Annotated in this window: 23 protein-coding genes; 11 read left to right on the top strand and 12 right to left on the bottom strand. The window is 69.0% G+C overall.

Translation table 11 applies throughout. The features are described from left to right. Nucleotides 1-14: 14 nt before the first annotated feature. Together AC07NC_RS10355 and AC07NC_RS10350 are read right to left on the bottom strand one after the other, a co-directional pair. On the bottom strand, nt 15-524 hold the full coding sequence (locus AC07NC_RS10355; protein ID WP_372704883.1) for a D-glycero-alpha-D-manno-heptose-1,7-bisphosphate 7-phosphatase: 510 nt from the start codon (nt 522-524) through the stop codon (nt 15-17). Next, nucleotides 521-1621 (bottom strand): AGE family epimerase/isomerase, encoded by a 1101-nt coding sequence (locus AC07NC_RS10350; RefSeq protein WP_494569480.1) that lies wholly within the window; start codon nt 1619-1621, stop codon nt 521-523. Before AC07NC_RS10350 ends, AC07NC_RS10355 begins: the two co-directional genes overlap by 4 nt. 160 nt (nt 1622-1781) lie before the next feature. Here AC07NC_RS10350 and AC07NC_RS10345 point away from each other — a divergent pair, with 160 nt between their 5' ends. The 8 genes from AC07NC_RS10345 (at nt 1782) to pnp (ending at nt 9675) form a co-directional block, all read left to right on the top strand. Further along, complete coding sequence (locus tag AC07NC_RS10345; protein WP_494569479.1) at nt 1782-2945, top strand: DegT/DnrJ/EryC1/StrS family aminotransferase; 1164 nt, start codon at nt 1782-1784, stop codon at nt 2943-2945. Beyond that, the gene (locus tag AC07NC_RS10340) at nt 2945-3877 is read left to right on the top strand and encodes a Gfo/Idh/MocA family protein (RefSeq protein ID WP_494569478.1); all 933 of its coding nucleotides are present in this window, start codon (nt 2945-2947) and stop codon (nt 3875-3877) included. Before AC07NC_RS10345 ends, AC07NC_RS10340 begins: the two co-directional genes overlap by 1 nt. Before the next feature lie 31 nt (nt 3878-3908). Next, nucleotides 3909-4418 (top strand): hypothetical protein, encoded by a 510-nt coding sequence (locus AC07NC_RS10335; RefSeq protein ID WP_035310293.1) that lies wholly within the window; start codon nt 3909-3911, stop codon nt 4416-4418. Nucleotides 4419-4508: 90 nt separating this feature from the next. Beyond that, a complete protein-coding gene (locus AC07NC_RS10330; protein WP_494569477.1) occupies nt 4509-5186 on the top strand; it encodes a DUF2459 domain-containing protein in 678 nt (225 codons plus the stop codon). A 65-nt stretch (nt 5187-5251) separates the two neighbouring features. Next, nucleotides 5252-5704: a 30S ribosome-binding factor RbfA gene (gene rbfA / locus AC07NC_RS10325; protein WP_494569476.1), complete on the top strand. Its 453-nt coding sequence runs from the start codon at nt 5252-5254 to the stop codon at nt 5702-5704. A gap of 209 nt (nt 5705-5913) precedes the next feature. Continuing rightward, on the top strand, nt 5914-6843 hold the full coding sequence (gene truB / locus AC07NC_RS10320) for a tRNA pseudouridine(55) synthase TruB (RefSeq protein ID WP_494569475.1): 930 nt from the start codon (nt 5914-5916) through the stop codon (nt 6841-6843). A 79-nt stretch (nt 6844-6922) separates the two neighbouring features. Then, nucleotides 6923-7192 carry a 30S ribosomal protein S15 gene (gene rpsO, locus AC07NC_RS10315; RefSeq protein ID WP_008261985.1) on the top strand — a complete coding sequence of 90 codons (270 nt, stop codon included), beginning with the start codon at nt 6923-6925 and terminating at the stop codon, nt 7190-7192. Nucleotides 7193-7437: 245 nt separating this feature from the next. Then, nucleotides 7438-9675, top strand: a complete 2238-nt coding sequence (gene pnp / locus AC07NC_RS10310; RefSeq protein ID WP_008260258.1) for a polyribonucleotide nucleotidyltransferase — start codon at nt 7438-7440, stop codon at nt 9673-9675. Nucleotides 9676-9744: 69 nt separating this feature from the next. Here the strand turns inward: pnp and AC07NC_RS10305 are convergent, their stop codons facing one another. Continuing rightward, nucleotides 9745-10209 (bottom strand): hypothetical protein, encoded by a 465-nt coding sequence (locus tag AC07NC_RS10305; RefSeq protein ID WP_494569474.1) that lies wholly within the window; start codon nt 10207-10209, stop codon nt 9745-9747. A gap of 65 nt (nt 10210-10274) precedes the next feature. After that, the gene (rph, locus tag AC07NC_RS10300; RefSeq protein WP_494569473.1) at nt 10275-11000 is read right to left on the bottom strand and encodes a ribonuclease PH; all 726 of its coding nucleotides are present in this window, start codon (nt 10998-11000) and stop codon (nt 10275-10277) included. 92 nt (nt 11001-11092) lie between these two features. Here rph and hrcA point away from each other — a divergent pair, with 92 nt between their 5' ends. Together hrcA and grpE are read left to right on the top strand one after the other, a co-directional pair. Then, nucleotides 11093-12160, top strand: coding sequence for a heat-inducible transcriptional repressor HrcA (hrcA, locus tag AC07NC_RS10295; RefSeq protein WP_494569490.1), 1068 nt, complete (start codon nt 11093-11095; stop codon nt 12158-12160). Between the two features lie 44 nt (nt 12161-12204). Continuing rightward, complete coding sequence (grpE, locus tag AC07NC_RS10290; protein ID WP_494569489.1) at nt 12205-12792, top strand: nucleotide exchange factor GrpE; 588 nt, start codon at nt 12205-12207, stop codon at nt 12790-12792. A gap of 100 nt (nt 12793-12892) precedes the next feature. On the opposite strand, the gene AC07NC_RS10285 is transcribed toward grpE, so the two are convergent. From AC07NC_RS10285 to rpe, 7 genes are all read right to left on the bottom strand, one after another. Beyond that, on the bottom strand, nt 12893-14974 hold the full coding sequence (locus AC07NC_RS10285; RefSeq protein ID WP_494569472.1) for a S8 family peptidase: 2082 nt from the start codon (nt 14972-14974) through the stop codon (nt 12893-12895). Nucleotides 14975-15205: 231 nt separating this feature from the next. Then, nucleotides 15206-16105, bottom strand: coding sequence for a dienelactone hydrolase family protein (locus tag AC07NC_RS10280; RefSeq protein ID WP_494569471.1), 900 nt, complete (start codon nt 16103-16105; stop codon nt 15206-15208). Nucleotides 16106-16167: 62 nt separating this feature from the next. Then, a complete protein-coding gene (locus AC07NC_RS10275) occupies nt 16168-16632 on the bottom strand; it encodes a GNAT family N-acetyltransferase (RefSeq protein ID WP_494569470.1) in 465 nt (154 codons plus the stop codon). Between the two features lie 13 nt (nt 16633-16645). Continuing rightward, nucleotides 16646-18250, bottom strand: coding sequence for a bifunctional phosphoribosylaminoimidazolecarboxamide formyltransferase/IMP cyclohydrolase (gene purH, locus AC07NC_RS10270; protein WP_494569469.1), 1605 nt, complete (start codon nt 18248-18250; stop codon nt 16646-16648). An 81-nt stretch (nt 18251-18331) separates the two neighbouring features. Further along, nucleotides 18332-18676, bottom strand: a complete 345-nt coding sequence (locus tag AC07NC_RS10265; protein WP_291757177.1) for a hypothetical protein — start codon at nt 18674-18676, stop codon at nt 18332-18334. Further along, on the bottom strand, nt 18673-20520 hold the full coding sequence (locus AC07NC_RS10260) for a heparinase II/III family protein (RefSeq protein ID WP_494569468.1): 1848 nt from the start codon (nt 20518-20520) through the stop codon (nt 18673-18675). The genes AC07NC_RS10265 and AC07NC_RS10260 overlap by 4 nt, the downstream gene beginning before the upstream one ends. Beyond that, on the bottom strand, nt 20517-21182 hold the full coding sequence (gene rpe, locus AC07NC_RS10255; protein WP_494569488.1) for a ribulose-phosphate 3-epimerase: 666 nt from the start codon (nt 21180-21182) through the stop codon (nt 20517-20519). Before rpe ends, AC07NC_RS10260 begins: the two co-directional genes overlap by 4 nt. A 102-nt stretch (nt 21183-21284) precedes the next feature. Here rpe and rhuM point away from each other — a divergent pair, with 102 nt between their 5' ends. Further along, nucleotides 21285-22340 carry a RhuM family protein gene (gene rhuM / locus AC07NC_RS10250; RefSeq protein WP_008260382.1) on the top strand — a complete coding sequence of 352 codons (1056 nt, stop codon included), beginning with the start codon at nt 21285-21287 and terminating at the stop codon, nt 22338-22340. Here rhuM and AC07NC_RS10245 read toward each other — a convergent pair. Then, nucleotides 22337-23674, bottom strand: coding sequence for an RsmB/NOP family class I SAM-dependent RNA methyltransferase (locus tag AC07NC_RS10245; protein ID WP_494569467.1), 1338 nt, complete (start codon nt 23672-23674; stop codon nt 22337-22339). The two genes, rhuM and AC07NC_RS10245, sit on opposite strands and share 4 nt — an antisense overlap. Nucleotides 23675-23719: the final 45 nt, after the last annotated feature.

Here is a 23719-nt window from a genome sequence, read left to right as displayed (position 1 = left end):
AAGAATTGCGATGGTCAGGCGCCGATCAGTTCACGCACGAAGACGTCCAGGTCGCCGCCCTGGAACAGGAAGCCCGACACGCCCGCCCGCTGCGCCGCCTCGATGTCGCGCGGCTGGTCGCCGATCATGAAGGACTTCGCCGGATCGATGTCGTGATCGGCTATGGCCCGCAGCAGCATGCCGGGATTGGGTTTGCGGTCGGGATGGTCGGGATGGCGATAGCGTTCGTCTCGCGCCTCCGGATGGAAGGGGCAGGCGTAGACCGCCCCGATCACCGCCCCGTCCTGGGCCATGCGTTTGACCAGCAGGGCGTTGAACCCGTTCATCTGGGCCTCGTCGAACATACCGCGCGCCACGCCCGACTGGTTGGTGACGATCACCGCCAGATAGCCCAGCCGGTTCAACCGCCGCACCGCCGCCGTCGCGCCCGGGATCAGTTTCAGATGTTCGGGCAGATGGGGATAGCCGGAGTCCTCGATCAGGACTCCGTCGCGATCCAGAAAGACGGCGGGCAGACCGGTCATGCGTCGTGTCTCAGCAGTTCGGAAAAGGCGGTCATCAGGTGATACAGGCTGGAGGCGGGCGCGGCCTTGTCCGACGACGTCCCGTCCGCCTCATAGCTGTCGACCCACAGGCCGGGAACGGCCGTCGCCAGATGGGTGGCGAAGGTCGCCTCGATCAGGTCTGCGGCGGCGGCGTCCCCGAAGGTCAGGGCGGTGCGGACAGCCTCCGTCTGAGCCCACAGACGGCGTCCGGCGTGGATCGGCGCGCCGTCGGCGTCCATCTCGCGGATCATGAAGCCGGCCTTGAGCCCCTGGGCGACGGCGCGGCGATGCAGGGCCTCCGCCGTCTGATCCAGGCCTGGGCCGGCGTCGAGACCGGCGATTTCAGCCTGACGCAACAGCCAGGCCCATTCCTCGAAATGGCCGGGTTCGACGATATGCCCGACGGCCGGATCCGGTCGCCAATCCTCGGTGAAATATTCGCGGATCGCGCCGTCGATCAGGAAACGGTCACGGCACAGGTCCAGCGCCATGCGCGCCGCCGTCTCGAAGACCGGGTCGGGCGCCGTCGCCTGCCAGGCCAGCATGGCCTCCAGCAGGTGCATGTGCGGGTTCTGGCGACGCGGCAGACTCGGCGGCAGGGCCTCATGCCAGCCGCCGTGCGGGGCCGCCATCAACCGATTGATCGCCCCCAGGGTCTCCAGCGCGAGGGGCCGGGCCCGGTCGTCGCCCAGCACCCGATGCGCGGCCGCCAGGGCGAAGAGCACGAAGGCCAGATCATAAAGGTCCGGCGTCTCGTCCACGACTGCGCCTGCGTCATCGGTCGCCGCGACCCACAGGCCGTCGTCGCGGCGACAGGCGGCGATCATCCGGTCCAGACCGGCCTGGGCCACCGCGCGCCCCGGCGCCCATCCCAGGGCGGCGGCTTCGCAGAAGACATAGATCTGACGCGCCTGAACCCGGGTGCGTCGACGCAGTCCCGTCCGCGCCCGACCTTCGAAATCCAGCTGTTCGAAGAACCGCCCCTGGCCGTCCACGCCCTGTTCGGCCCACAACGGCAGGGCCTGGTGAAACAACCAGTTGGAGACCTTGGTCTTGGCGGCGGCGAAAGCGGACATGGCGTCGGCTTAGAACATGATCGTTGCAATGGGCAACGCGAAGTGACGCCGCCCGGTTTGGTCTCCGCGTTCGATCTTGCTAGGACGGCGGCCACCCTCGCGGCCCGACCCGTCGTCCCGCCGCCCCCGATCCCCCCGGATCCTCGTGGAGAGCGCGTTCATGATCCCCTTCATCGACCTTCAGGCCCAGCGCCTGCGTCTCGCCGGCAAGATCGAGGCCGCCGTTCAGGAGGCCGTCGTCGGCGGCGCCTGGGTCATGGGGCCTCAGGTCCGTCAGTTCGAAGCCGACCTCGCCGCCTTCGGCCGGGCCAAGCACGCCCTGGGCTGCGCCAACGGCACCGACGCCCTGGCCCTGCCGTTGATGGCCTGGGGAATCGGACGCGGCGACGCGGTCTTCGTGCCCAGCTTCACCTTCGCCGCCACCGCCGAGGTCGTGCCCTGGTTCGACGCCGAGCCGGTCTTCGTCGACGTGGACGCCGACACCTACAATATGGACCCGGTCGCGCTGGAGCGCGCCATCGAGGGGATCAAGGCCGAGGGCCGCCTGACCCCGCGCGTGGTCATCGCCGTCGACCTGTTCGGCCAGCCCGCCGATTATCCGGCGATCAGGGCGATCTGCGACAAACACGGCCTGAAGCTGATCGCGGATTCGGCCCAGGGTTTCGGCTGCACCATCGGTGGCGAACATCCGCTGAAATGGGCCGACATCACCACCACCAGCTTTTTCCCGGCCAAGCCCCTGGGCTGCTACGGCGACGGCGGGGCGGTGCTGACCAATGACGACGAACTGGCCCAGCTGATCGATTCCGTCCGCGTGCACGGCAAGGCCGTGGCGGTGGACCTGAAGGACCGCACCTTCGACCACGACCCCAAATATCTGAACATGCGAATCGGCCTGAACAGCCGTCTGGACACGATCCAGGCCGCCGTGCTGATCGAGAAGCTGAAGGTGTTCGGTGAAGAGATCACGTGGCGCAACCGGATCGCCGCCCGCTACAATCAAGGCCTGCGCCCTCACGTCGCCAAGGTTCCGGACGTCCCCGCGGGCAATATCTCGAACTGGGCGCAATATACGGTCGAACACCCCGACCGCGACGGCCTGATCGCCCATCTGAAGGCCCATGACGTGCCGACCGCCGTCTATTATCCGATCCCGCTGCACCTGCAGCCGGCCTATGCGCATTTCCCGCGAGGGGCCGGCGGCCTGCCGGTGACCGAACGTCTGAAGGACGTGGTCTTCAGCCTGCCGATGCACGCCGACCTGGACGAGGCGACCCAGGACAAGGTCATCGCCGCCGTCGCCAGCTACAAGGGCCAAGCCTGATGCCGACCACCCCCGTCCTCAAGTTCGGCGTCGCCGGCGTCGGCGTCATGGGCCGCAACCATGCGCGCGTCGCCTCCGAGATGCGCGAGTTCGACCTGACCACGGTCTTCGACCCGGATGCGGTCGTCGCCGATGGGGTCGCCGCCGCCTATGAAGCGGCGCCGGTCACGACTGCCCAGGCCTTCGTCGACGCCGGCCTGGACGCCGCCGTCGTGGCCACGCCCAACCGATTCCATGCCGAAATCGGCGTCGCCCTGCTGGAAAAGGGCGTCCACGTCCTGGTCGAGAAGCCGATCGCCGCCACCGTGGCCGACGCCCAGCGGATGATCGACGCCGCCAAGGCCAACGACCGCGTCCTGATGGTGGGCCAGGTCGAACGCTTCAATCCGGCCGTGGACACGGTCAAGCGCGCCGTCGCCGACGACGAGATCATCTCCATCCAGATCACCCGCGTCGGCCCCTTCCCGCCGCGCATGGGCGAGGTCGGCGTGGTCATCGACCTGGCGGTGCATGACATCGACATCATCCGCCACCTGACCGGATCCGAGATCGTCGAGGTCCAGCCGCAGCTGGCCCGCACCCGCGCCGAGCGCGAGGACACGGCCCTGCTGCAGTTCCGGCTGGACAATGGCGTGATCGCCCACATCACGACCAACTGGGTCACGCCCTACAAGACCCGCACCCTGCAGGTCGCCACCAAGACCAAATTCATCGTCGCCGACCTGATCACCCGCCAGGTGACGGAGTATTTTGGGCAGCAGCCCGACGGCTCCTATTCGACCCGGATGCTGAACAGCTGGCCGGCCGAACCGCTGAGGAAGGAGCTGGAGGCCTTCGCCCGCGCCATCCACACCGGCGAGACCCCGGCGGTGACGGGCGAAGACGGCCTGCGTAATCTGGAAGTCGCCCTGCGCTGCCTGGGCGAGGCGTAAAGTCGCCGCAATGGCCGGGGAAGGAAGAGACATGCGCTCGCCCCTCGCTCCCGTTCTCATCGCCTTGCTGACCCTGTCGGCGGCCGCGCCCGCGCACGCCGACACCCGCTATCTGTCCTACAACGCCTCGGACCGCATCACCCAGGCCCTGACCAAGGGGATCACCCTCCAGGTCCGGCGCGGCCTGTTCGGGGCGATCAGCGTGGAACGGCTGTTCTCGACCACCGCGCGCGGTTCGGCCGACTTCACCCGGGGCGGACCGAACGAGGCGCGGCGCGTCCTGCCCGAGGGGGCGAACGAGAGCGACCTCTATGCCATCGAACAGAGCGGCGACGGACGGGGTCTGGCCCGCGCCCTGTGTCCCGGCGCGAACGACGTCTGGCTGGTGATGAGCCGCATCCGCGCGCCCCGCCCGCTGACGATACAGGCGGTCGGCCGCTGGGCCGACGGGACCTACCGCCATTGCGTGACGCTGAGTTACGACTGGCGCGGCGAATGGCAGACGGCGCCGGTCTCGCCGTTTGCGGACACGGACTCCTAGATCCAGCCCGTTCCGCCGACGGCGCGCCCTTTCGCCCGCCACGCCTGGTCGTCTATCTTCATGGCTGGAGAGGCGTTCGGAGAGACAGCGATGCGTTGGGCCCTGCCCCTGGCGGTTCTGATCGGCGTGGTCGCCGCCCTGCTGACCTGGACCCGGCCGGGCGCGCCCATCCCGTCGATCACCGACGCGCCGGTCACGGTCTATCTGCTCGACAACGGCTTCCACACCGATCTGGCCGTGCCCCGCGCGGCGCTGGAACGACGCGGCGGGCCGCTTGGACAGGCCGTCGCGGACCTGGCGCCCGGCGACTGGATTCTGATCGGCTGGGGCGACGCCGCCTTCTATGTCGATCAAAGTCCGATCTCGGACCGGCTGCCTGACGGCGCGCGCGCCTTCTTCCGGCCCGGCAATCCCTCCGTCATCATGCTGGACCCGGAGAGTCTGGACCCCCGCGACCGCCACGCCGCCGATCGACGCGCGGCCCTGCGCCTCCCGCCCGGCGCCTTCGACCGAATGGCGGGACGGATCGAGTCCTCGCTCGACCTCGCAGACGGGGGGCCGCGTGTCGCGACCGCTCGCGCCGGCGACGACGCCCGCTTCTTCGTCAGCCGGGAGAGCTTTTCGATCCTGCACCTGTGCAACCACTGGACGGCCGGTGCGCTGAACGCCGGCGGGGTGGCGATCCGCCCGGCGCGCTCGGCGTTTTCGGGCGAGGTGATGCGGTCCGTCAGAGCGGCGGAACTGGACAGGGCGGCTCCACACGCCTAGACCGCCCGACTTTCGCTTATCCGGCCGGGTCCGAGCCCCGGCGGGCGAACAAGAAGGAGCGGCCGATGGCCCACAAACAGCATACCCGCAATTCCTCCGGCCCGGCCGGTCCGAGCCAACGCCAGCTGCGCGCCGGCGAACTGATCCGTCACGCCCTGGTCGACATCCTGCGTGAGGAGGACATCCACGACGAGGCCCTGGCCGACGTGTCCGTCACCGTGACCGAGGTCCGCCTGTCGCCGGACCTGAAACACGCCACCTGTTTCGTCGAACCCCTGGGCGCCGGCGTCGAGGCCGCCGCGACCACGGGCCACGAGAGCGAGATCATCAAGGCGCTGAACGTCCACGCCAAATTCCTGCGCGGCCAGTTGGGCCGGCGTCTGGACATGAAGTTCACGCCGGACCTGCGCTTCCGCCACGACGAAAGCTTCGACGCCGCCAGCCATCTCGACCGTCTGTTCGAAGACCCCCGCGTCCGCGCCGACCTGGAACGCCGCGACGACGAGAGCGAGGCGTGATCATCGCATCCCTCTCCTTCCCCGCTCCGGGGAGGGGGGCTGAGCGCAGCGAAGCCGGGTGGGAGCGGCCAGGTGAGACATCATTGATTGGTCCAGCGAAGTCCATGCGCCTTTGCCGAGCCGCCCCCACCCCGTTGCTGCGCAACGCCCCTCCCCCGCAGGGGGAGGGAAAAGGTCGGTGTGCGCGCATGATTGGGGAGAGAATTTAGATGGCCCGCAAGAAGAAGGGCGACATCGTTGACGGCTGGGTGTGCCTGGACAAGCCGTTCGAGATGGGATCGACCGAGGCGGTCAGCCGCATCCGCCGCCTGTTCAACGCCCAGAAGGCCGGTCACGCCGGGACGCTGGATCCCCTGGCCAGCGGCATCCTGCCCATAGCGCTTGGCGAGGCGACCAAGACCGTGCCGATGATGATGGAGGCGCAGAAGGTCTATCGTTTCACCATCAACTGGGGCGTATCGACCGACAGCGTGGACCGCGAGGGCGAGATCATCGGCCGGTCCGACGTCCGCCCCTCGGTCGAAGCGGTGAAGGCCGCCCTGCCCGCCTTCGTCGGCGAGATCGACCAGACCCCGCCCCGTTTCTCGGCCATCAAGGTGGACGGCGCCCGCGCCTATGACCTGGCCCGCGACGGTGTCGAGTTCGAACTTCAGTCCCGCCGCGTCACCATCCATTCGGCCGAGGTCACCGACGCCCCGGACGCCGACCATGTCGAACTGACCATCCGCACCGGCAAGGGCGTTTACGTGCGCTCGCTGGCGCGCGACCTGGCGCTCGCCCTGGGCGCCGAGGGTCACGTAAGCGCCCTGCGCCGCGAGCGGGTCGGCCCGTTCAGCACGGAAAACGCCGTCACTCTGGATTCTCTTGAGGAAATGGTGCATAGGGGCGCCGCCTCGGAAGGCTTGCTTCCCGTTGCGACCGCCCTGGACGACATCCCGGAGCTGGCCGTGACGGATCAGGACGCCTTCTCGCTTCGGCAGGGACGCCCGATCGTTCTGCTCCCCCGTCAGGTGGAAACCCTCAAGGATCGCCTTTCCGGCGGTTCGCGAACGGTTTCAGCCTTTCAGGGCCAGACCCTCGTCGCTCTCTGTCAGTTGCGGGCCGGCCGGTTAGAACCCGACCGCGTTTTCAACCTCTAGGCCCGCGCCATCCGGCAAGGGCCGAGACCCCACGGCCTCAAGTAGCGCGAAGCGCGATAGGCCAAGAAAGGACTCTTCGATGTCGGTTACTGCTGAACGCAAGCACGAGATCATCGCCGATAACGCCCGCACCGCTGGCGACACCGGCTCGGCCGAGGTTCAGGTCGCGATCCTGTCGGAACGCATCTCCAACCTGACCGAACACTTCAAGACCCACAAGAAGGACAACCACTCGCGTCGTGGCCTTCTGAAGATGGTGTCGCAACGTCGCCGCCTGCTCGACCACCTGAACAAGGTCGACGCCGGTCGCTACCAGGCGCTCATCGCCAAGCTGGGCCTGCGCCGCTAAGGCGTCGGATCAGTGTAGAATACGCTTTCGAGGCGCGGGCGGTCACGTCCGCGCCTCGTTGTGCGACTAGAGACGACCTGTGCGCCGCAGGACTTACGGCGCAGCTGCGAGGGCCATGCCGGTCCTCTCCCGGTCGACCGCGATGGCGCGGCGACCTCTGGATCGAAGGACTGAACGCCGACGCATCCGCCCCCAATGATGGGACCCCGCACGGAATACGCCGTCCGGGATACGAAAGACGAAATATGTTCGATATCAAACGCAAGACGATCGAGTGGGCCGGACGCCCGCTGACCCTGGAAACGGGCCGCATCGCCCGCCAGGCCGACGGCGCCGTGCTGGCGACCTACGGCGAGACCGTGGTTCTGGCCACCGTCGTCTATGGCCGTTCGCCCAAGCCGGGTCTGGATTTCTTCCCCCTGACCGTCAACTACCAGGAAAAGACCTTCGCCGCCGGCAAGATTCCGGGTGGCTACTTCAAGCGTGAAGGCCGTCCCAGCGAGAAGGAAACCCTGGTTTCCCGCCTGATCGACCGCCCGATCCGCCCGCTGTTCGTCAAGGGCTTCAAGAACGAGACCCAGGTCGTCATCACCGTGCTGCAGCACGACATGGAAAACGATCCGGACGTGCTGGGCATGGTCGCCGCCTCGGCCGCCCTGACCATCTCGGGCGTGCCCTTCATGGGCCCCATCGGCGCCGCGCGCGTCGGCCTGATCGACGGCGAGCTGGTTCTGAACCCGACGGTCGACCAGATCCCGGGCTCTGACCTGGACCTCGTGGTCGCCGGCACGCAAGACGCCCTGATGATGGTCGAATCCGAAGCCAAGGAGCTGTCGGAAGAGAAGATGCTCGAGGCGCTGATGTTCGCGCACGCCGGCATGCAGCCGGTGATCGACGCCATCATCGATCTGGCCGAACACGCCGCCAAGGAGCCCTTCGACTTCCAGGCCGAAGACCACTCCGACGTCGTCACCTCGATCAAGAAGCTGGTCGGCGAGGACATCAAGGCCGCCTACACCCACCCCGGCAAGTACGACCGTCGCTCGGGCGTCGATGCGGCCAAGAAGACCGCCGCCGCCGCCCTGGTGAAGACCGACGAGAACCCCGAGGGCGTCGACAGCTCCAAGTTCGCGGCCGCCTTCAAGGAATGTGAAGCCGACGTCCTGCGTCGCGACATCATCGAGAACGCCCACCGCGTCGACGGCCGCGCCCTCGACAAGGTCCGCGCCATCGTGTCGGAAGTCGGCGTCCTGCCGCGCACCCACGGTTCGGCCCTGTTCACGCGTGGGGAAACCCAGGCCCTGGTCGTCGCCACCCTGGGCACCGGCGAGGACGAGCAGTACATCGACAGCCTGCAGGGCACCTACAAGGAAAGCTTCCTGCTGCACTACAACTTCCCCCCCTATTCGGTGGGTGAAGCGGGCCGCATGGGTTCGCCCGGCCGTCGCGAAATCGGTCACGGCAAGCTGGCCTGGCGCGCGATCCGTCCGATGCTGCCGTCGAAGGAAGACTTCCCCTACACCATCCGTCTGGTCTCCGAGATCACCGAGTCGAACGGCTCGTCCTCGATGGCCACGGTCTGCGGTTCGTCGCTGGCCCTGATGGACGCCGGCGTGCCGCTGATCCGTCCGGTCTCGGGCATCGCCATGGGCCTGATCCTGGAGCCGTCGGGCGAATTCGCCATCCTGTCGGACATCCTGGGTGACGAAGATCACCTGGGCGACATGGACTTCAAGGTCGCCGGCACCTCGGAAGGCATCACCAGCCTTCAGATGGACATCAAGGTCGCCGGGATCACCAAGGAGATCATGAAACAGGCCCTGACCCAGGCCTCGGCCGGTCGCCTCCACATCCTGGACGAGATGTCCAAGGCCATGGATGCGCCGCGCGCCGAACTGGGCGAGCATGCGCCGAAGATCGAAACCATCAAGATCGCGGTCGACAAGATCCGTGAAGTGATCGGTTCGGGCGGCAAGGTGATCCGCGAGATCGTCGAGAAGACCGGCGCCAAGATCGACATCGGCGACGACGGCACCATCAAGGTCGCCGCCAACGACCAGGAAAAGATCGACGCCGCCAAGGCCTGGATCCAGTCCATCGCCTCGGAACCGGAAGTCGGAACCATCTACTCCGGCAAGGTCGTCAAGGTCGTCGATTTCGGCGCCTTCGTGAACTTCTTCGGCGCCAAGGACGGCCTGGTCCACGTGTCCCAGATCGCCCTGGAACGCGTCGCCAACCCGGCCGACGTCCTGTCGGAAGGCCAGGAGGTCAAGGTCAAGTTCCTGGGCTTCGACGATCGCGGCAAAACCAAGCTGTCGATGAAGGTCGTCGATCAGACCACGGGTGAAGACCTGACAGACAAGATCAACGCCGAACGCGCCGAGCGCGGCGAAGAGCCCCTGTCGGACGACACCGGCGGCCGTCCCAAGCGCGAAGGCGGCGGTGATCGCGGCGGCGACCGCGGTCGTCGTCGTCGCGACTAGGACTGAGCCACACGGCTGAATGAGAAGGCCCCGCCGGCGACGGCGGGGCCTTTTTCATGGCGGCCTGTCCTAAGACCGGCACGCCGCCGGCGGATCGCCGTCGCGCGCCCACAATTTGCAGAACCGGTCGATCTCGCCCTGGATCAGGTCGCAGGGGTTGGCGGCGTTGCAGGGCGGGTGGGTCGCAGGGCTGACCTGGATGCAGCGTTCGACCAGGCGCGCGGACGCCGCCTCGCCGATCTGCTCACGACAGGGGATTTCACTGGCGGGAATCCGCTCGGGCCTCATGTCCGGCCCTTCCGGAATCCGGGCCTGAGCGTCTTCCGACGGCGCCGGCGTCGGCGCTGCGGGGGTCCCGGCCGGGGCGGGGCCAGGAGCGGCGGGGCTGGGGACCGCCGAGGAAACGGTCCCAGAGGAAGAGGCGTCAGAGGAAGAGGCGTTGGGGGCGTCGCTTCCGGGCTGACAGGCCGCGACCGTCAGGGCGAAGGCCAGAACGGCGGCTGAGGCGGAACTGATGAACAGGGGGCGGCGCATCGGCATCTCCGGGCAGGGGCGGGATCACCCAGACGATGACCCGTCCCCTTAACGCGCGAAAGCCCCTATCGGCGCCCCGCCTCCAGCGCAGCCTTTTGCAGGGCGAACAGTTCGGTGCAGCCGATCTCGGCCAGGGAGAAGAGGCGGTCGAACTCGGCGCGGGAGAAGCCGCGCTTCTCGCCGGTGGCCTGGACCTCGACGATCTGGCCCGCGCCGGTCAGGACGAAGTTGGAATCGGCCTCGGCCTCGGAATCCTCTTCATAGTCCAGGTCCAGCACCGGCACGCCGTCGCAGACGCCGCACGACACGGCCGCCACCTGGTCCAGGATCGGGTCGGACTTCAGCACGCCTTCGTCGCGCAGATAGTTGAGGGCCGAGGCCATGGCGACCCAGGCGCCGGTGATGGAGGCGGTGCGGGTGCCGCCGTCGGCCTGGATGACGTCGCAGTCCAGCACCACCTGACGCTCGCCGAGCGCCTTCAGATCGACGACGGCGCGGAGCGAGCGGCCGATCAGGCGCTGGATCTCCTGCGTCCGGCCCGTCTGTTTGCCGGCGGCGGCTTCGCGGCGGCCGCGGGTGTGGGTGGCGCGGGGCAGCATGCCGTATTCGGCCGTGACCCAGCCCTGGCCCTTGCCGCGCATCCAGCCGGGGATGGTCTCCTCGACCGAGGCCGTCACCAGGACCTTGGTATGGCCGAAGGTGATCAGGCACGAGCCCTCGGCGTAGCGGTTGACGCCGGTCTCGATGGTCACGGGACGCAGTTGATCGTCGGTGCGTTGCGAATGGCGCATTGAGATGAGTCCTTGGAAGCGGGGGCTGCGGTGCTTATCCTGAAACCGTGAGCCTGTATGCCCCCAAAACTCCGCCGTTCGACGGCGCCCAGATTACGGGCCAGTCTCTGGCAGGGCTGGCGGGGCTGGATGCGCGCGCGCGCGACATCTTCCGCCGCATCGTCGAATCCTATCTGGAGACGGGCGAGCCGGTCGGGTCGCGCACCCTGTCGCTGGGCGGGATCGCCCTGTCGCCGGCCTCGATCCGCAATACGATGCAGGACCTGACCCTGGCGGGCCTGCTGGCCGCGCCGCACACCTCGGCAGGCCGGATCCCCACCCATGCGGGCCTGCGCCTGTTCGTCGACGGCCTGCTGGAGGTCGGCGACCTGACGAAGGAGGAGCGGCGCGAGATCGACGGCCGGCTGGCCGGGCGCGGCCGCAACTTCGAATCCGCCCTGGACGAGGCGTCGAACCTGTTGTCGGGCCTGGCGGGCGGCGCGGGCGTCGTGTCCAGCCCGGTGCGCGAGTCCGGCGTCAAACACGTGGAGTTCGTCGCCCTGGGCGGGGATCAGGCCCTGGCGGTCATCGTCGCCGACGACGGCACGGTCGAAAACCGGATCATGACCCTGGCCGCCGGGGTCACACCCTCCACCCTGGTGGAGGCCTCCAACTTCCTCAACGCCCGGCTTCGCGGCCGGCCCTTCGCCGACGCCAAGCGCGAGATGACCCAGGAGCTGGAGATCGCGCGGCGCGAGCTGGACCAGACCGCCGCCCGCCTAGTCGAGGACGGGTTCGCCGCCTGGTCCGGCGGGCCGGACCGCGAGCGCGCCCTGATCGTGCGCGGCCGCGCCAACCTGTTGCAGGAGGGCGAAAGCCTGGCGGATCTGGAGCGGGTCCGGGTCCTGTTCGACGACCTGGAGCAGAAGGAACAGCTGATCGGCCTGCTGGACGGGGTCGACGCGGCCCAGGGCGTGCGAATTTTCATCGGCGCCGAAACGCGGTTGTTTTCACTTTCGGGTTCCGCCGTGATCGCGGCGCCCTATATGAGCGGCCGACAGCGGGTCCTGGGCGCCATCGGCGTCATAGGCCCCGCAAGATTGAACTACGCCCGTGTCATCCCGTTGGTGGACTATACCGCCCGGGTGCTGGGCCGGATGCTGGACGGGAACGACAAGTGAGCGACAAGCCCCTTAACGACGACTTCAACGAGCTGGACGCCGATATGGCGGAAGTGAACGCCGAACACGGCCTGGACGCCGATCCCTCGGACAATCTCGCGCCGCTGGACGCCGTCATCGCCGAGCGCGACGAGTGGAAGGACCGCGCCCTGCGCGTCGCCGCCGAGATGGAGAACCTGAAGCGGCGCGCCGAGACGCAGCAGAACGACGCCCGCGCGTTCGCCATCCAGCGCTTCGCCAAGGACCTGCTGGGCGTGGCCGACAATCTGGAACGCGCCCTGATGGCGGCGCCCAAGGACACGGACGGCCCGACCGTGGCCCTGGTGACCGGTCTGGAAATGACCCAGAAGGCCCTGCTTCAGGCGTTCGAGACCAATGGACTGAAGCGCGTCTCGCCCGAGGCCGGCGAGGCCTTCAACCCCCATCTGCACCAGGCCATGATCGAACAGCCGTCGGACACGGTTCCCGGCGGCGCCGTGCTCCAGACCATGCAGTCCGGCTTCGAACTGTTCGGCCGCACCATCCGCCCGGCCATGGTCGTGGTCGCGGCCAAGGGATCGGGCGCGCAGGGCGCCAACCCCTATGGCGCAGCCCCCGCGCCCGAAGGCCAGACCTTCGACGGCAAGGCCTGATGTGAGGACGTGATTGGTGAGGGGTGAGTAGTGAGCTGCGGTGTCTCCGCAAGCCGCTCACCTCTTGCTCACGACTCACCATTCACCAGTCACTCCCCCCTCAGAACCTTCGCCGCCATCCGCCGATCAAGGCGAATTCCGGCGCGGCGTCCGCAACATGGCGCGGCTGACGGCTGGCCACGGCCTGGATCGTCAGGTTTGAGCCGTCCCACAGACTCCGCTCGCCGCCCAGGATGAAATCGATCTGGCGACCGCTCGGCGTGGCCGAGAAGCTGCGGCGCGAATAGGTCAGGGGGTCGAAATACTCGACCGGCACATCCGCCAGCCAGGCCGAGAAGGCGCCGCTTTCGATCCGCAGCGGCTGCGACAGGGTGAAGCTGATCCGGTCGCAGAGCGCCGAACACCCTGTCAGCAGGCCCAGACGCCAGTTCGAACTGATCGCGGCCTGGTCCATCGACAGGAACCGGCCCTCGCTCCGGGTCGAGCCGACGCCGGCCTCGCCGATCAGGGCCAGGCCGGGCCTCAGGGTCCAGTCGCCGCCCACCGCATAGAAGCGGGTGCGCGACGGCAGGGCGAAGTCCGATCCGCCGGGCAGGAAGGCCCCCAAGGGCCCCAGACGCTCGTCCAGGCCGCCGATGCTGACCGACAGGCCGCCTTCTGCGCCGCGCCAGGCCAGGGTGGCGCGGCTGTAGCTTGAAGCCTCTGCCTCGACCCGCCTCAGCGGCATACGCCGGTCCCCGCCCCCGCTCTCGGCCGCAAGGGTCAGCGACCCGAACTGCAGGGCGCCGCGCGCCGCATGATCCGCCTGGGCCAGGGCGGCGAAACCGTCGCCGGCCGCGTCGAAGGGCGACCGCGCGCCGCCGCGACCCTGCCATGTGGCGAAACTCAGTCGGCCCATCTCCAGATCCAGCATGGCCTCCTGACGGGGTTCGTCGCCCAGCCAGGGCGCATCGGTCAGGTCATAACGCGGAGCGATGGGCTCGGGCGTCTCGACCGGCTGGGACGCCGTCAGGTTCAGGCGGCCGCCGTTCGGCAGGGCCAGCCGGGTCGTCGCCGTCCGGCTCGGCGCGAACGGCGCGGCCTGATACGAGCGGCTCGGCGCCGTCGGATAGGCCCCGCCCAGCTGGACGGCGAACATCCGGTCATAGCTGTCGAACAGGACGGTCCCCAAGGCCGTCTGGCGTGAGAAGGCGTCGCCGAAGGCGGGGCCGACGAAACTGCCAGGCTCGCTCTCGGCGACGATGGAGCCTCCGTCCGCCATCGGGGTCGAGCTCGTTCCTACCGGCCGGAAGGCGTTCGCCAGGTCCAGCAGGCCCCGGCCGTAGACGATGTCGGTCCCTGCGTCCCCGGCGTCGCGCGCCGTGTCGAGAAGGATGGCCAGGGCCTGACGCGCCGAAAGATTGGGGAAGGCGTCCATCAGCAGGGCCAGGGCCCCCGACACATGGGGCGCCGAGAAGGAGGTGCCGTTGATCCGCCAGCAGCGGGTCCCGTCGCAGCCGGTGATGACGTCCTCGCCCGGCGCGGAAATATAGGCGGCGGCCGTCGCCCCCGCGCGGTTCGAGAAGTCGGACATGACATTGGTCTCGCCGTGCGAACCGACGGCGATGACAGAGCCGGAGAACCGGGGATCCACCGCATATTGCGCAGGCCAGCCGGGATTGGCCTCGCCGTCATTGCCCGACGAGGCGACGATGACCGCCCCGGAATCGACCGCGCGCAACAGGGCCGCCTCGAAGGCGGAGCCCAGCCGACCATCGCCGCCCAGGGACATGTTGATGATCTTGACCCCGTTGGCCACGGCGAAGTCCAGGGCCCGGACCAGGTCTGAACTGCTGAAACAGACGTCGTCGTCCTCATCCTCACAGTCGGAGATGTCGGTGCGGATCGACAGTATGGTCGATTCATAGGCCACGCCGACCGAGCCCAGTCCGTTGAAGTTCGAGGCGATCACCCCCGACACCAGGGTTCCGTGGCTGTCGTTCGCGACATAGGGGGTGTTGCGGCCCGGAACCACGTCGGTCGAGGCGGTGGAAATCCGCCCGACCAGATCGGCCTGGCTGTTGCTGACGCCGGAATCGACCACAGCGACCGTGACGCCGTTTCCGGTGGCGCCGGCCTGCCAGCCGACCTCGGCCTTCATATTGGCCAGGCCGTAGTTCCGCAGATACTCGGTGGAGGACACCGAAGGGGGCGGCGGCGGAGGAGGGGGCGGCGGAGGAGGGGGAGGAGGAGGTGGTGGTGGCGGCACGACGGGCGTTACGACGCCCCCGCCGCCGCCTCCCCCGCCCCCACAGGCCGCAAGGGGAAGAAACAACAGGCCTACACCCAGCAGAACCGCCCTGCTTAACCGCAAACCGCCCATGTCACCCTCCCTGACGCAGAGCCCTCCGCAATGCGTCACATCAGTAGCAATTCAACTCCTTAACGCTTTGTCGAGGTGGGCCAGAAGTTTCGCCCATGCGTCCCGGGCGTCCGCCTCGGCGTAGCTGGCGCGGTAGTCGGCGTGGAAGCCGTGCGGCGCGTCGGGATAGACGATGATCCGGCTGTCGGTCTGGCCCGCTCGCGCCAGGGCCTCGCGCATCCGCTCGACGCTGGCCAGGGGGATGCCCTGGTCCTGGCCGCCGTACAGACCCAGGACGGGCGCCTTCAGGTCATCGGCCAGATCGACCGGCCGCGGCTGGCCGGATGAAATTTGCACCGGCGTCGCGTCGGGGGCCGGCGCCAGACGGCCGTACCAGGCCACGCCGGCGCCGATGACGGCGAAGCGCGCCGCCGCCTGCCACACCACCTTGCCGCCCCAGCAGAAGCCGGTGATCCCGACCTTGCCGTCCCGCGCCCACAGCTGCTGACTGGCCCAGTCCAGGGTCGCCGACAGATCGCCCATCACCTGCTCATAGTCGGCCGCACCGACGATCTGCATGATCCGGCCCATGTCGGACAGGGGCGCCGGATCCTCGACCCGGTTGAAGAAGGCCGGGGCGATGGCGGCGTAGCCCTGCTTGGCCAGGCGACGGCAGATGTCCTTGATATAGTCGTGGACGCCGAAGATCTCGGACACCACCACCACGACTGGAAAAGGCCCCTCGCCCGCCGGCCGCGCCACATAGGCCGGCAGTTCGAACCCGTCCGGCGCCGGATAGGTCACCTCGGCGGTCTCGAGCCCGGCGGCGTCGGTGGTGATGGGTCGGGCCTCCTTGGCCAGGGCCGCGACCGCATAGCCCGAAAAGAGCAGCCCCCCCAGGGCGCCCACCGCCCTGCGGCTCAGCTTCAGATCATCGGGGGTCTGGCCTTCGGGACGGATCAGGGTGGTCATGGGACGGCTCCAGAAACGGGGTGCCGCAGACCATCACGGCGCGCCGGGGGCGTCCAGTCAACTTAGGCGGAAGTCGATCCGATTGGTTTGGCGAAACAGACAGCCTCCGGTCGGCCGACATAGCGGCCATAGGGCGGAATTTCGCGATAGCCGGCGCGGAGATAGAAGCGCACGGCCAAAGTGTTGACGCGGCGCGTTTCCAGACGGATTTCGTCGTAGCCGAGGCTTTTCGCCTTCGCCTCCAGAGCCGCGAGCACGGCCGAACCCACGCCCTGTCCGGCGACCGCCGCGTACATGCGCTTGATTTCGGCGACGCCCGGCTGGAGCGGACGCAGGCCGCCGCAGCCTATGGCCCGCCCCTGCTCGTCCCGCGCCAGCAGGAAGGCGGCGCCCGGCCCCCGAACATCGTCCTCGTCGAACGAGGCCTGGCCGCTGGAGCCCGTGATCGCCGCCAGTCGCTGGGACAGGGCGGCGATCAGGACGCGGGCGTCGCCATGGTCGGGGTCGGCGTCCTCGATAAGGATCACCCGGGGTCGATCCTCAGTGCCGGAAGACACGCACCCCGGTGAAGGCCATGGCGATACCCTGCTCGTCGGCGGCGGCGATGACCTCGGCGTCGCGCATCGAACCGCCGGGCTGGATCACCGCCGTGGCCCCGGCCGCGACCGCTTCCAAGAGGCCGTCGGCGAAGGGGAAGAAGGCTTCGGAGGCGCAGGCCGAACCCTGGGCCAGGGAATGGGCCAGTCCCTTGGCCTCGCCGGCCTCCTTGGCGCGGATCGCGGCGATACGGGCGCTGTCGCGACGGTTCATCTGGCCGGCGCCGATCCCGGCGGTCTGGCCGTCCTTGGCGTAGACGATGGCGTTGGACTTGACGTGTTTGGCCACGGTGAAGGCGAACAGCATGTCCTGGATCTCGGTCGGGGTCGGCTGGCGCTGGGTGACGATCTTCAGGTCCGACGGCTTGATCAGCGACCGGTCGCGGCTCTGGACCAGGAAGCCGCCGGCGACCGAGCGGAACACCTCGCCCGGCCCATGCGGATCGGGCAGGCCGTCCGTGATCAGCAGGCGCAGGTTCTTCTTGGCGGCGAAGACGGCCTTGGCCTCGTCATCCGCGCCGGGGGCGATGACGACCTCGGTGAAGACGCCCGTGATGGCCTCAGCATCCTTGCCGGTCAGCGGCCGGTTGACCGCGATCACGCCGCCGAAGGCCGAGACGGCGTCGCATTCCAGCGCACGGGCATAGGCTTCCGACAGATCCTTGCCGACCGCGACGCCGCAGGGGTTGGCGTGTTTGACGATGACCACGGCCGGGGCCTCGAACTCCGCGACCAGTTCATAGGCGGCGTCGGCGTCGGCGATATTGTTGTAGCCCAGCTCCTTGCCCTGGATCTGGGTCGCATGGGCCACGCCGGGACGCGCCTCTCCAGTGCGGTAGAAGGCGCCGGTCTGATGCGGGTTTTCGCCGTAGCGCAGGGTCTGGGCCAGAGAACCGGCGATGGACTTGCGGGCCGGGGCCGCGTCCTCGACCTGGCTTGCGAACCAGCCGGAGACGGCGGCGTCATAGGCGGCGGTGCGGGCGAAGGCGCGGGCGGCCAGCCGCTTGCGCAGAGCCAGATCGGTCGAACCCTCCGCCTTCAACGCCTCGAGGATCAAGCCGATGGACTCGCCGTCGACGGCGACGGCGACATAGCCGTGGTTCTTCGAGCCCGAACGGATCATGGCCGGACCGCCGATGTCGATATTCTCGACCGCCGCCTCGAACGAGCCGCCCGCAGCAACAGTGGATTCGAACGGATAGAGGTCGATCCAGACGATATCGATGGCGCCGATGCCGTGGTCGATCATTGACTGGGCGTGATCCGCGGCGTCGCGCACCCCCAGAAGGCCGCCGTGGACCACGGGGTGAAGCGTCTTGACCCGACCGTCCATCATCTCGGGGAAGCCGGTCAGGTCGGCCACGTCCTTGACCGGCAGACCCAGTTTGGCGATCGCCGCGCGCGTGCCGCCGGTCGAGACCAGTTCGACGCCCAGGTCGTGCAGGGTGCGGGCGACATCTTCCAACCCGGCCTTGTCGGACAGGGAGATCAGGGCGCGTTGCGGCTTGACCCGGTCGGGGGCGGGCGGGAAGTCGGGAGCGGCGGGCATGGCGGCGTCCGTAAAGGCTGGGGGAGGATGGCGCGGCGTCTAGCACCGGGGCGCCCGTGCGTCACCCCGTATGCGGACGGATCAGAGCAGGCCGAACCAGCGAAGCGCGTTGAGGACCAGCCCAAGCGTGATCAGCGGACCGAATACCCGAAAGGTGTGACGCGTGCATCGCTCGGGAAAGAAGGTGTCATAAGGACCGTCCGGGCGGGCGCCGTAGCGGACGGCGACGGCGGTCAGAGGACACTTCAGGCCGCAGCCGACGAAGACCACGACCTCAATGGCCACCAGGGTCAGGGCGACGTAAAGCCACGGCCCGCTTCGCCCCGAAATCCCAGCGTAGAGGACGGCGAAAGAGGCCACGGACATGACGATATAGATGGCCGTATGCAGACCGCGCACGATCCGCAGGCGGCCGGCGTCGGTCACGTCGGATCACCGCTCGCGCCCGCCGGGCTCAGCTTCCAGCGAATCCGGCTCTCGCTGTCGGTGCGGGCCGAGCCGCGCACGACGATCTGCAGCGACCGGCGGGTCAGGCCGGCGTCGATATGGACGCTGGGTTCGATGGCCACGTCGGGGCCGTCGGTGCGGAACCACCAGCCCCGGCCCGAGGCGCCGCGCAGCAGGATCGAGCGACGATCCCGCGCCAGCGAGGCTTGGACCCCCGGCTCCAGATGGAAGCGGATGGCGTAGGGGGCCGCGATCTGGCGGATCATCTCCTTGCGGCCCGGCGTCGGGAACAGCTTCTCCTCAGCGCGCAGCTCGTCCATCCGCTGGTCCAGATAGAGACGGCGCTGGTGGTTCAGGCCGAAGGCCTCGTTCCAGCCGTCGTGCTCCATGTCCAGCCAGACCGCGCCGTCGCCGTCGCGCTGATCGGTGGTGACGTGGATCGGCGGGCCGACCAGGCGTGGACCCAGCAGCTCGCCCTTCCAGCCGCCCAGCGGCTCGTTCAGCGACCGCTCGCCCAGGGTCAGGGTCGAATGGCCGGGCGTCAGCCGCAGGGCCTGACGATCCGTCGCCCGCGGGGTCCAGCCGGAGCCGGTCACCAGCCGGTCCTTGCCGCAGGCGATCTCCAGCGCCATCGGCTGGGCGCAGGCGGACGCCCCCCAGGCGCCCCCAGCCGGCGAGGCGGCGTCGGCGATGATGGCCAGCAAGGGGCTGGCGATCCGCGTCAGGCCGGCGACGGTTCCGGTCGGCGGATGAGCGGGATCGCCCTTGGTCGCGGCGGTCTCGTCATGGGCGCGAGCGGCGGCGACACGGGCGACGGTGGACGGTCCCCCGCCCTGGAAACTGGCCAGGCGGCCGTCGGGCAGGGTCAGAAGCCGCAGGCCCTGCGTCAGGCGGGCGATGGCGCCCGACACGGCGTCTGGCGTCGGCTCGGACAGCTGGGCCAGGGCGTCGTCCAGGGTCAGCAGGTCGAGCAACAGCTCCAACCCGGCCTCGGGACTGCGTGACGCATGGCCGCCGTCGTCCAGGACCGTGGTCTTCAAGGCGCTCGTCAGGCCGGACAGGGCGCGACGCCGCAAGGCCTGACCCGGCGCCCCGGCCAGGACGCAGCCGCCGACAGCCGCCGCCGTCAGTCGTTCGGCCCGGGTCGCCAGACCGCCGGGCGGGCGCAGCAGCTGTCGGGTCTGGCGCGCCAGGCTGTCGGCCAGTTTCAGCCGTTCGGCCTCGGTCGCCACCGCGCCCATCTTGCGGGCTGCGCAGGCCAGGTTGATCACCCGGCGCGGCAGAATTTCGGGACCCCAGGCGAAGGGCGACCAACGCGCGAAGGTGTCCGCCCAGGCGAGCGTCAGACGCAAGGCCTCGCGCGCGCCCCGCTCCCCCTGGGCCATCAAGGCCGGCAGCCAGTTGAAGGCATGGAGTTCTACGGCGAAGGGACGCGACGGGCTGGGGCGGTTCCACGGATCCGCCGGCGCCTCGACCTCCATCGAGGCGCCGGCCAGAACGAAACGACCGACCAGCAGATTCTTGCCCGGCGCGGGATCGTGGGGCCGGAAATCGCGGGGCGTGGCCGCGAAGGCCGTGACCTTGCCCCCGCCCAGGAACGGGCTCAGCGTCAGGCTGTAACCCGGCAGGCCGTACAGTTCGATCCACAGTTGACGGGTGACCAGGCGTCCGGCGATGGCCGGCCACAGGCCCGGTCCCGTCACCGTCTCGCCCGACCGCACCGGGGTCCGCACCGGCGCGCCGGCCAGACCGGGGATCTGACCCGAGGCCACGTCGGGCGTGGCTTCGGCGCCGCGCGGGGCGAAGGGACTGATCGGGTTCACGCGGCGGCCGGGACGGCCTTCAGGGCGGCGATATTGGTCGCATAGTCGCCCTTGAACACGAAGGAGCCGGCGACCAGGGCGTCGGCCCCGGCCGCGACGCAGGCCGCCGCATTGGCCGAGGTCACGCCCCCGTCCACCTGTAGATGGGCCGTCGATCCGGCGCGGTCCAGAATGGCGCGGGCGCCGGCGATCTTGCGCAGCGAACTGTCGATGAATTTCTGTCCGCCGAAGCCGGGATTGACCGACATGATCAGCACCAGGTCCACCAGATCGACCACCTCTTCAAGGATCGACAGGGGGGTGGCCGGATTGAACACCACCCCGGCCTTGGCCCCCAGCTGACGGATGCGGCCCAGGGTGCGGTGCAGGTGCGGCCCGCTTTCGGGATGGACGGTCAGCAGGTCCGCCCCGGCGTCGCGATAGGCTTCCAGCCACGGATCGACCGGCGCCACCATCAGGTGCACGTCGAACGGCAGGCTGGTGTGCGGACGGATCGCCTTCACGATGTCCGGCCCCAGGGTGATGTTGGGCACGAAATGCCCGTCCATCACATCGACATGGATCCAGTCGGCGCCCGCGGCTTCCAGCGCGCGGACCTCTTCTCCCAGCCGCGCGAAATCGCTGGCGAGGATGGACGGGCAGATCAGGGGGGTAACGGCCATGGCCACGGGATAAGGCGGCGAGGCGGGTCGAGCAACCGGCTTGGCGAAGACGATCCGCCGTGTTCTACTCTTGTTCACGCCAAATCCACCCTGGAAGCCCCGATGTCGATGGAAGACCTGTCCGCCGCGGAACCGGTCCGAGTGTTCGAGGACGGGTCCGGCGACCGCTTCCTGATCTATGGCGCCCATGACGGGGCGCGGGTCGAGATCCGCTTCGACGGCGACGCCCTGTGGATGAGCCAGGCCCAGATCGCGGGCCTATTCGGCCGCGACGTCTCCGTGATTTCGCGCCACATCGCCGCCATTCTGGAAGAGGGCGAATTGGGCGAGGCCGCCGATTTGCATTTTATGCAAATTAAGGGGCCGGCAGATCGCATGGTCAGGGCCTACAGCCTCGATATGGTGATCTCGGTCGGCTACCGGGTCAGTTCGGCGCAGGCGACCCTGTTTCGTCGCTGGGCGACGGCGGTGTTGATCCGCTTCGCCACGCGCGGCTTCGTCGTCGACGCCGAGCGGATGAAGGCTGGTGGCGAGCAGGATCGCATCCGCGAACTGCGCGACATCATCCGCGACATTCGCAGCGAGGAAGCGAATCTCTATGCGGAAATCCGACGCATCTGCAGCCTGTGCCAGGATTATGACCCCAAGTCGGACGCTTGGCGAACCTTCTATCGCAATACCCAGGCCAAGCTCTGCTTCGCCGTGACAAGCCAGACGCCCGCCGAGGTGCTGGTGGCGCGCGCAGACCCGGCGGCGGCCGACATGGGCTTGCAGACCTGGAAGGGCGAACGGATCGGCGCGGCCGATGCGACCGTGGCCAAGAACTTCCTGGCGCCGGGCGAGGTGCGGGAGTTGAACCGGCTGACCGACCTTTTGCTGACCATCTTCGAGGATCAGCTGGAGACCAGCCGTCTGACGACCATGGCCGAGGCGGCGGCCCTGCTGGATGCGCAGTTGAAAGGGCTGGGCCGCGTCGTACTTACCGACGGCGGGCGCGTGTCCCGAGACGACGCCGACCGCTACGCCAAGGCGGCCTACAAGGCCTTCGACGCCGAGCGGAAGGCGCAGGAAAAAGCGAGGATCGAGCGGGATTACGCCGAACTGCGCAAATCCGCCGACACCCTGTCCGCGTCGAACCGCGCGTCTCGAAAACCCTAGGCGATCCGTTCCAGCTTGGCGGCGAAGAAGCCGTCCAGGCCGCCGTGTTCGGCCCACATGGAGGGCAGGATGCGCAGCCAGCCTTCGGGCGTCAGGGCCTCGGGCGGGGCGCCCAGGGCCGCAGGGTCCGCCGCGACGGTGCGGAAACCGGGGTTGCGGCGCAGGAAGGCGATGACCTGGGTCTCGCCCTCCTCGCGCTCCAGCGAACAGGTGCAATAGACCAGACGGCCGCCCGGCTTGACCCGTTCGGCGGCGGCGTCGAGCAGCCGGTGCTGGACATCGGCCAGTTTGGCGACCTCGGCCGGCTTGGTGGCGCGCAGGACTTCGGGGTTGCGGCGGAAGGTGCCCGTCGCCGTGCAGGGGGCGTCCAGAAGCACGGCGTCGAAGGTGCGGTCATCCTCCCAGTCCTCGGCCGGCACGGCGATCACCTCGGCGGTCAGGCCGGTGCGCCCGAGATTCTGGCTGAGGCGTTTGAGGCGCGGGGCCGAGCGGTCCAGGGCGACCACCGAGGCGCCGGCGGCGGCCAGCTGCAGGGTCTTGCCGCCGGGGGCGGCGCACATGTCCAGGGCGGTCTCGCCGGGCTTGACGTCCAGCAGACGGCCGGGAATGGCGGCGGCGGCGTCCTGGACCCACCAGTCGCCGTCGTCGAATCCGGGCCAGGTCGCCACGTCGCCGCGACGGCCGGTGCGGACGGTGCCGCCCTCAAGCGCCTCGCCCTCCACGGCGGCGGCCACGGCGGCGGGATCGACGCCGGGCTTGAGGCTGAGATCCGTCGCCGGCTCCTCGCGGGCGGCCAGGGCCAGGCCGGTCAGGGCGGCCTCGCCATAGGTCGCCTTCCAGCGGGCGGCGATCCAGTCGGGCAGATTGCTCTCGGCCGTAGTCAGGCCGGGGCCGTCGCGGCCGACGCCGCGCAGCACGGCGTTGACCAGATTCTTGTAGGGCCGGGTCTTGGGATCGCGCTCGGCCAGTTTCACGGCCGTGGAGACGGCGGCGAAGGCGGGGGTCTCCAGCACCAGGGTCTGGGCCAGGGCGATGCGCATCAGGGTGCGGACAGCCTCGGGCGGCGACTTCTGCAGGCGGCGGTCCAGGATCTGGTCGATCTCGCCCAGACGACGGAGAGCGGCCATGGCCACGGCGCGGGCGAAGGCGCGGTCGACGGGCTCCAGCGCGCGGGCGGCGGGTTGGGACAGGGCCTCGTCCAGACCGTTGCGCTTCTCGAGCGCCGCGTTCAGCAGAATGCCGGCGACGACGCGGGCCTCGACGCCGATGTCGTCCTGCGACGGAGCTTGCGCGACCTCGACCGGAGCCGGGCGCGGCCGGCCCTTGGTGGCCATGCGGCGGCCGCGCGCCTGTGAGCTGTGACCGCCACCCCGTCCTTC

The sequence above is a fragment of the Brevundimonas sp. GW821-FHT10A07 genome, from assembly GCF_059415785.1.
This window is presented reverse-complemented; position numbering and strand designations above follow the sequence as displayed.

Coding starts and splice junctions, on each gene's coding strand:
- AC07NC_RS10355 (WP_372704883.1), bottom strand. CDS start 524: ATGACCGGTCTGCCCGCCGTCTTTCTGGATCGCGACGGAGTCCTGATC.
- AC07NC_RS10350 (WP_494569480.1), bottom strand. CDS start 1,621: ATGTCCGCTTTCGCCGCCGCCAAGACCAAGGTCTCCAACTGGTTGTTT.
- AC07NC_RS10345 (WP_494569479.1), top strand. CDS start 1,782: ATGATCCCCTTCATCGACCTTCAGGCCCAGCGCCTGCGTCTCGCCGGC.
- AC07NC_RS10340 (WP_494569478.1), top strand. CDS start 2,945: ATGCCGACCACCCCCGTCCTCAAGTTCGGCGTCGCCGGCGTCGGCGTC.
- AC07NC_RS10335 (WP_035310293.1), top strand. CDS start 3,909: ATGCGCTCGCCCCTCGCTCCCGTTCTCATCGCCTTGCTGACCCTGTCG.
- AC07NC_RS10330 (WP_494569477.1), top strand. CDS start 4,509: ATGCGTTGGGCCCTGCCCCTGGCGGTTCTGATCGGCGTGGTCGCCGCC.
- rbfA (WP_494569476.1), top strand. CDS start 5,252: ATGGCCCACAAACAGCATACCCGCAATTCCTCCGGCCCGGCCGGTCCG.
- truB (WP_494569475.1), top strand. CDS start 5,914: ATGGCCCGCAAGAAGAAGGGCGACATCGTTGACGGCTGGGTGTGCCTG.
- rpsO (WP_008261985.1), top strand. CDS start 6,923: ATGTCGGTTACTGCTGAACGCAAGCACGAGATCATCGCCGATAACGCC.
- pnp (WP_008260258.1), top strand. CDS start 7,438: ATGTTCGATATCAAACGCAAGACGATCGAGTGGGCCGGACGCCCGCTG.
- AC07NC_RS10305 (WP_494569474.1), bottom strand. CDS start 10,209: ATGCGCCGCCCCCTGTTCATCAGTTCCGCCTCAGCCGCCGTTCTGGCC.
- rph (WP_494569473.1), bottom strand. CDS start 11,000: ATGCGCCATTCGCAACGCACCGACGATCAACTGCGTCCCGTGACCATC.
- grpE (WP_494569489.1), top strand. CDS start 12,205: ATGGCGGAAGTGAACGCCGAACACGGCCTGGACGCCGATCCCTCGGAC.
- AC07NC_RS10280 (WP_494569471.1), bottom strand. CDS start 16,105: ATGACCACCCTGATCCGTCCCGAAGGCCAGACCCCCGATGATCTGAAG.
- purH (WP_494569469.1), bottom strand. CDS start 18,250: ATGCCCGCCGCTCCCGACTTCCCGCCCGCCCCCGACCGGGTCAAGCCG.
- rpe (WP_494569488.1), bottom strand. CDS start 21,182: ATGGCCGTTACCCCCCTGATCTGCCCGTCCATCCTCGCCAGCGATTTC.
- rhuM (WP_008260382.1), top strand. CDS start 21,285: ATGTCGATGGAAGACCTGTCCGCCGCGGAACCGGTCCGAGTGTTCGAG.
- AC07NC_RS10245 (WP_494569467.1), bottom strand. CDS start 23,674: ATGGCCACCAAGGGCCGGCCGCGCCCGGCTCCGGTCGAGGTCGCGCAA.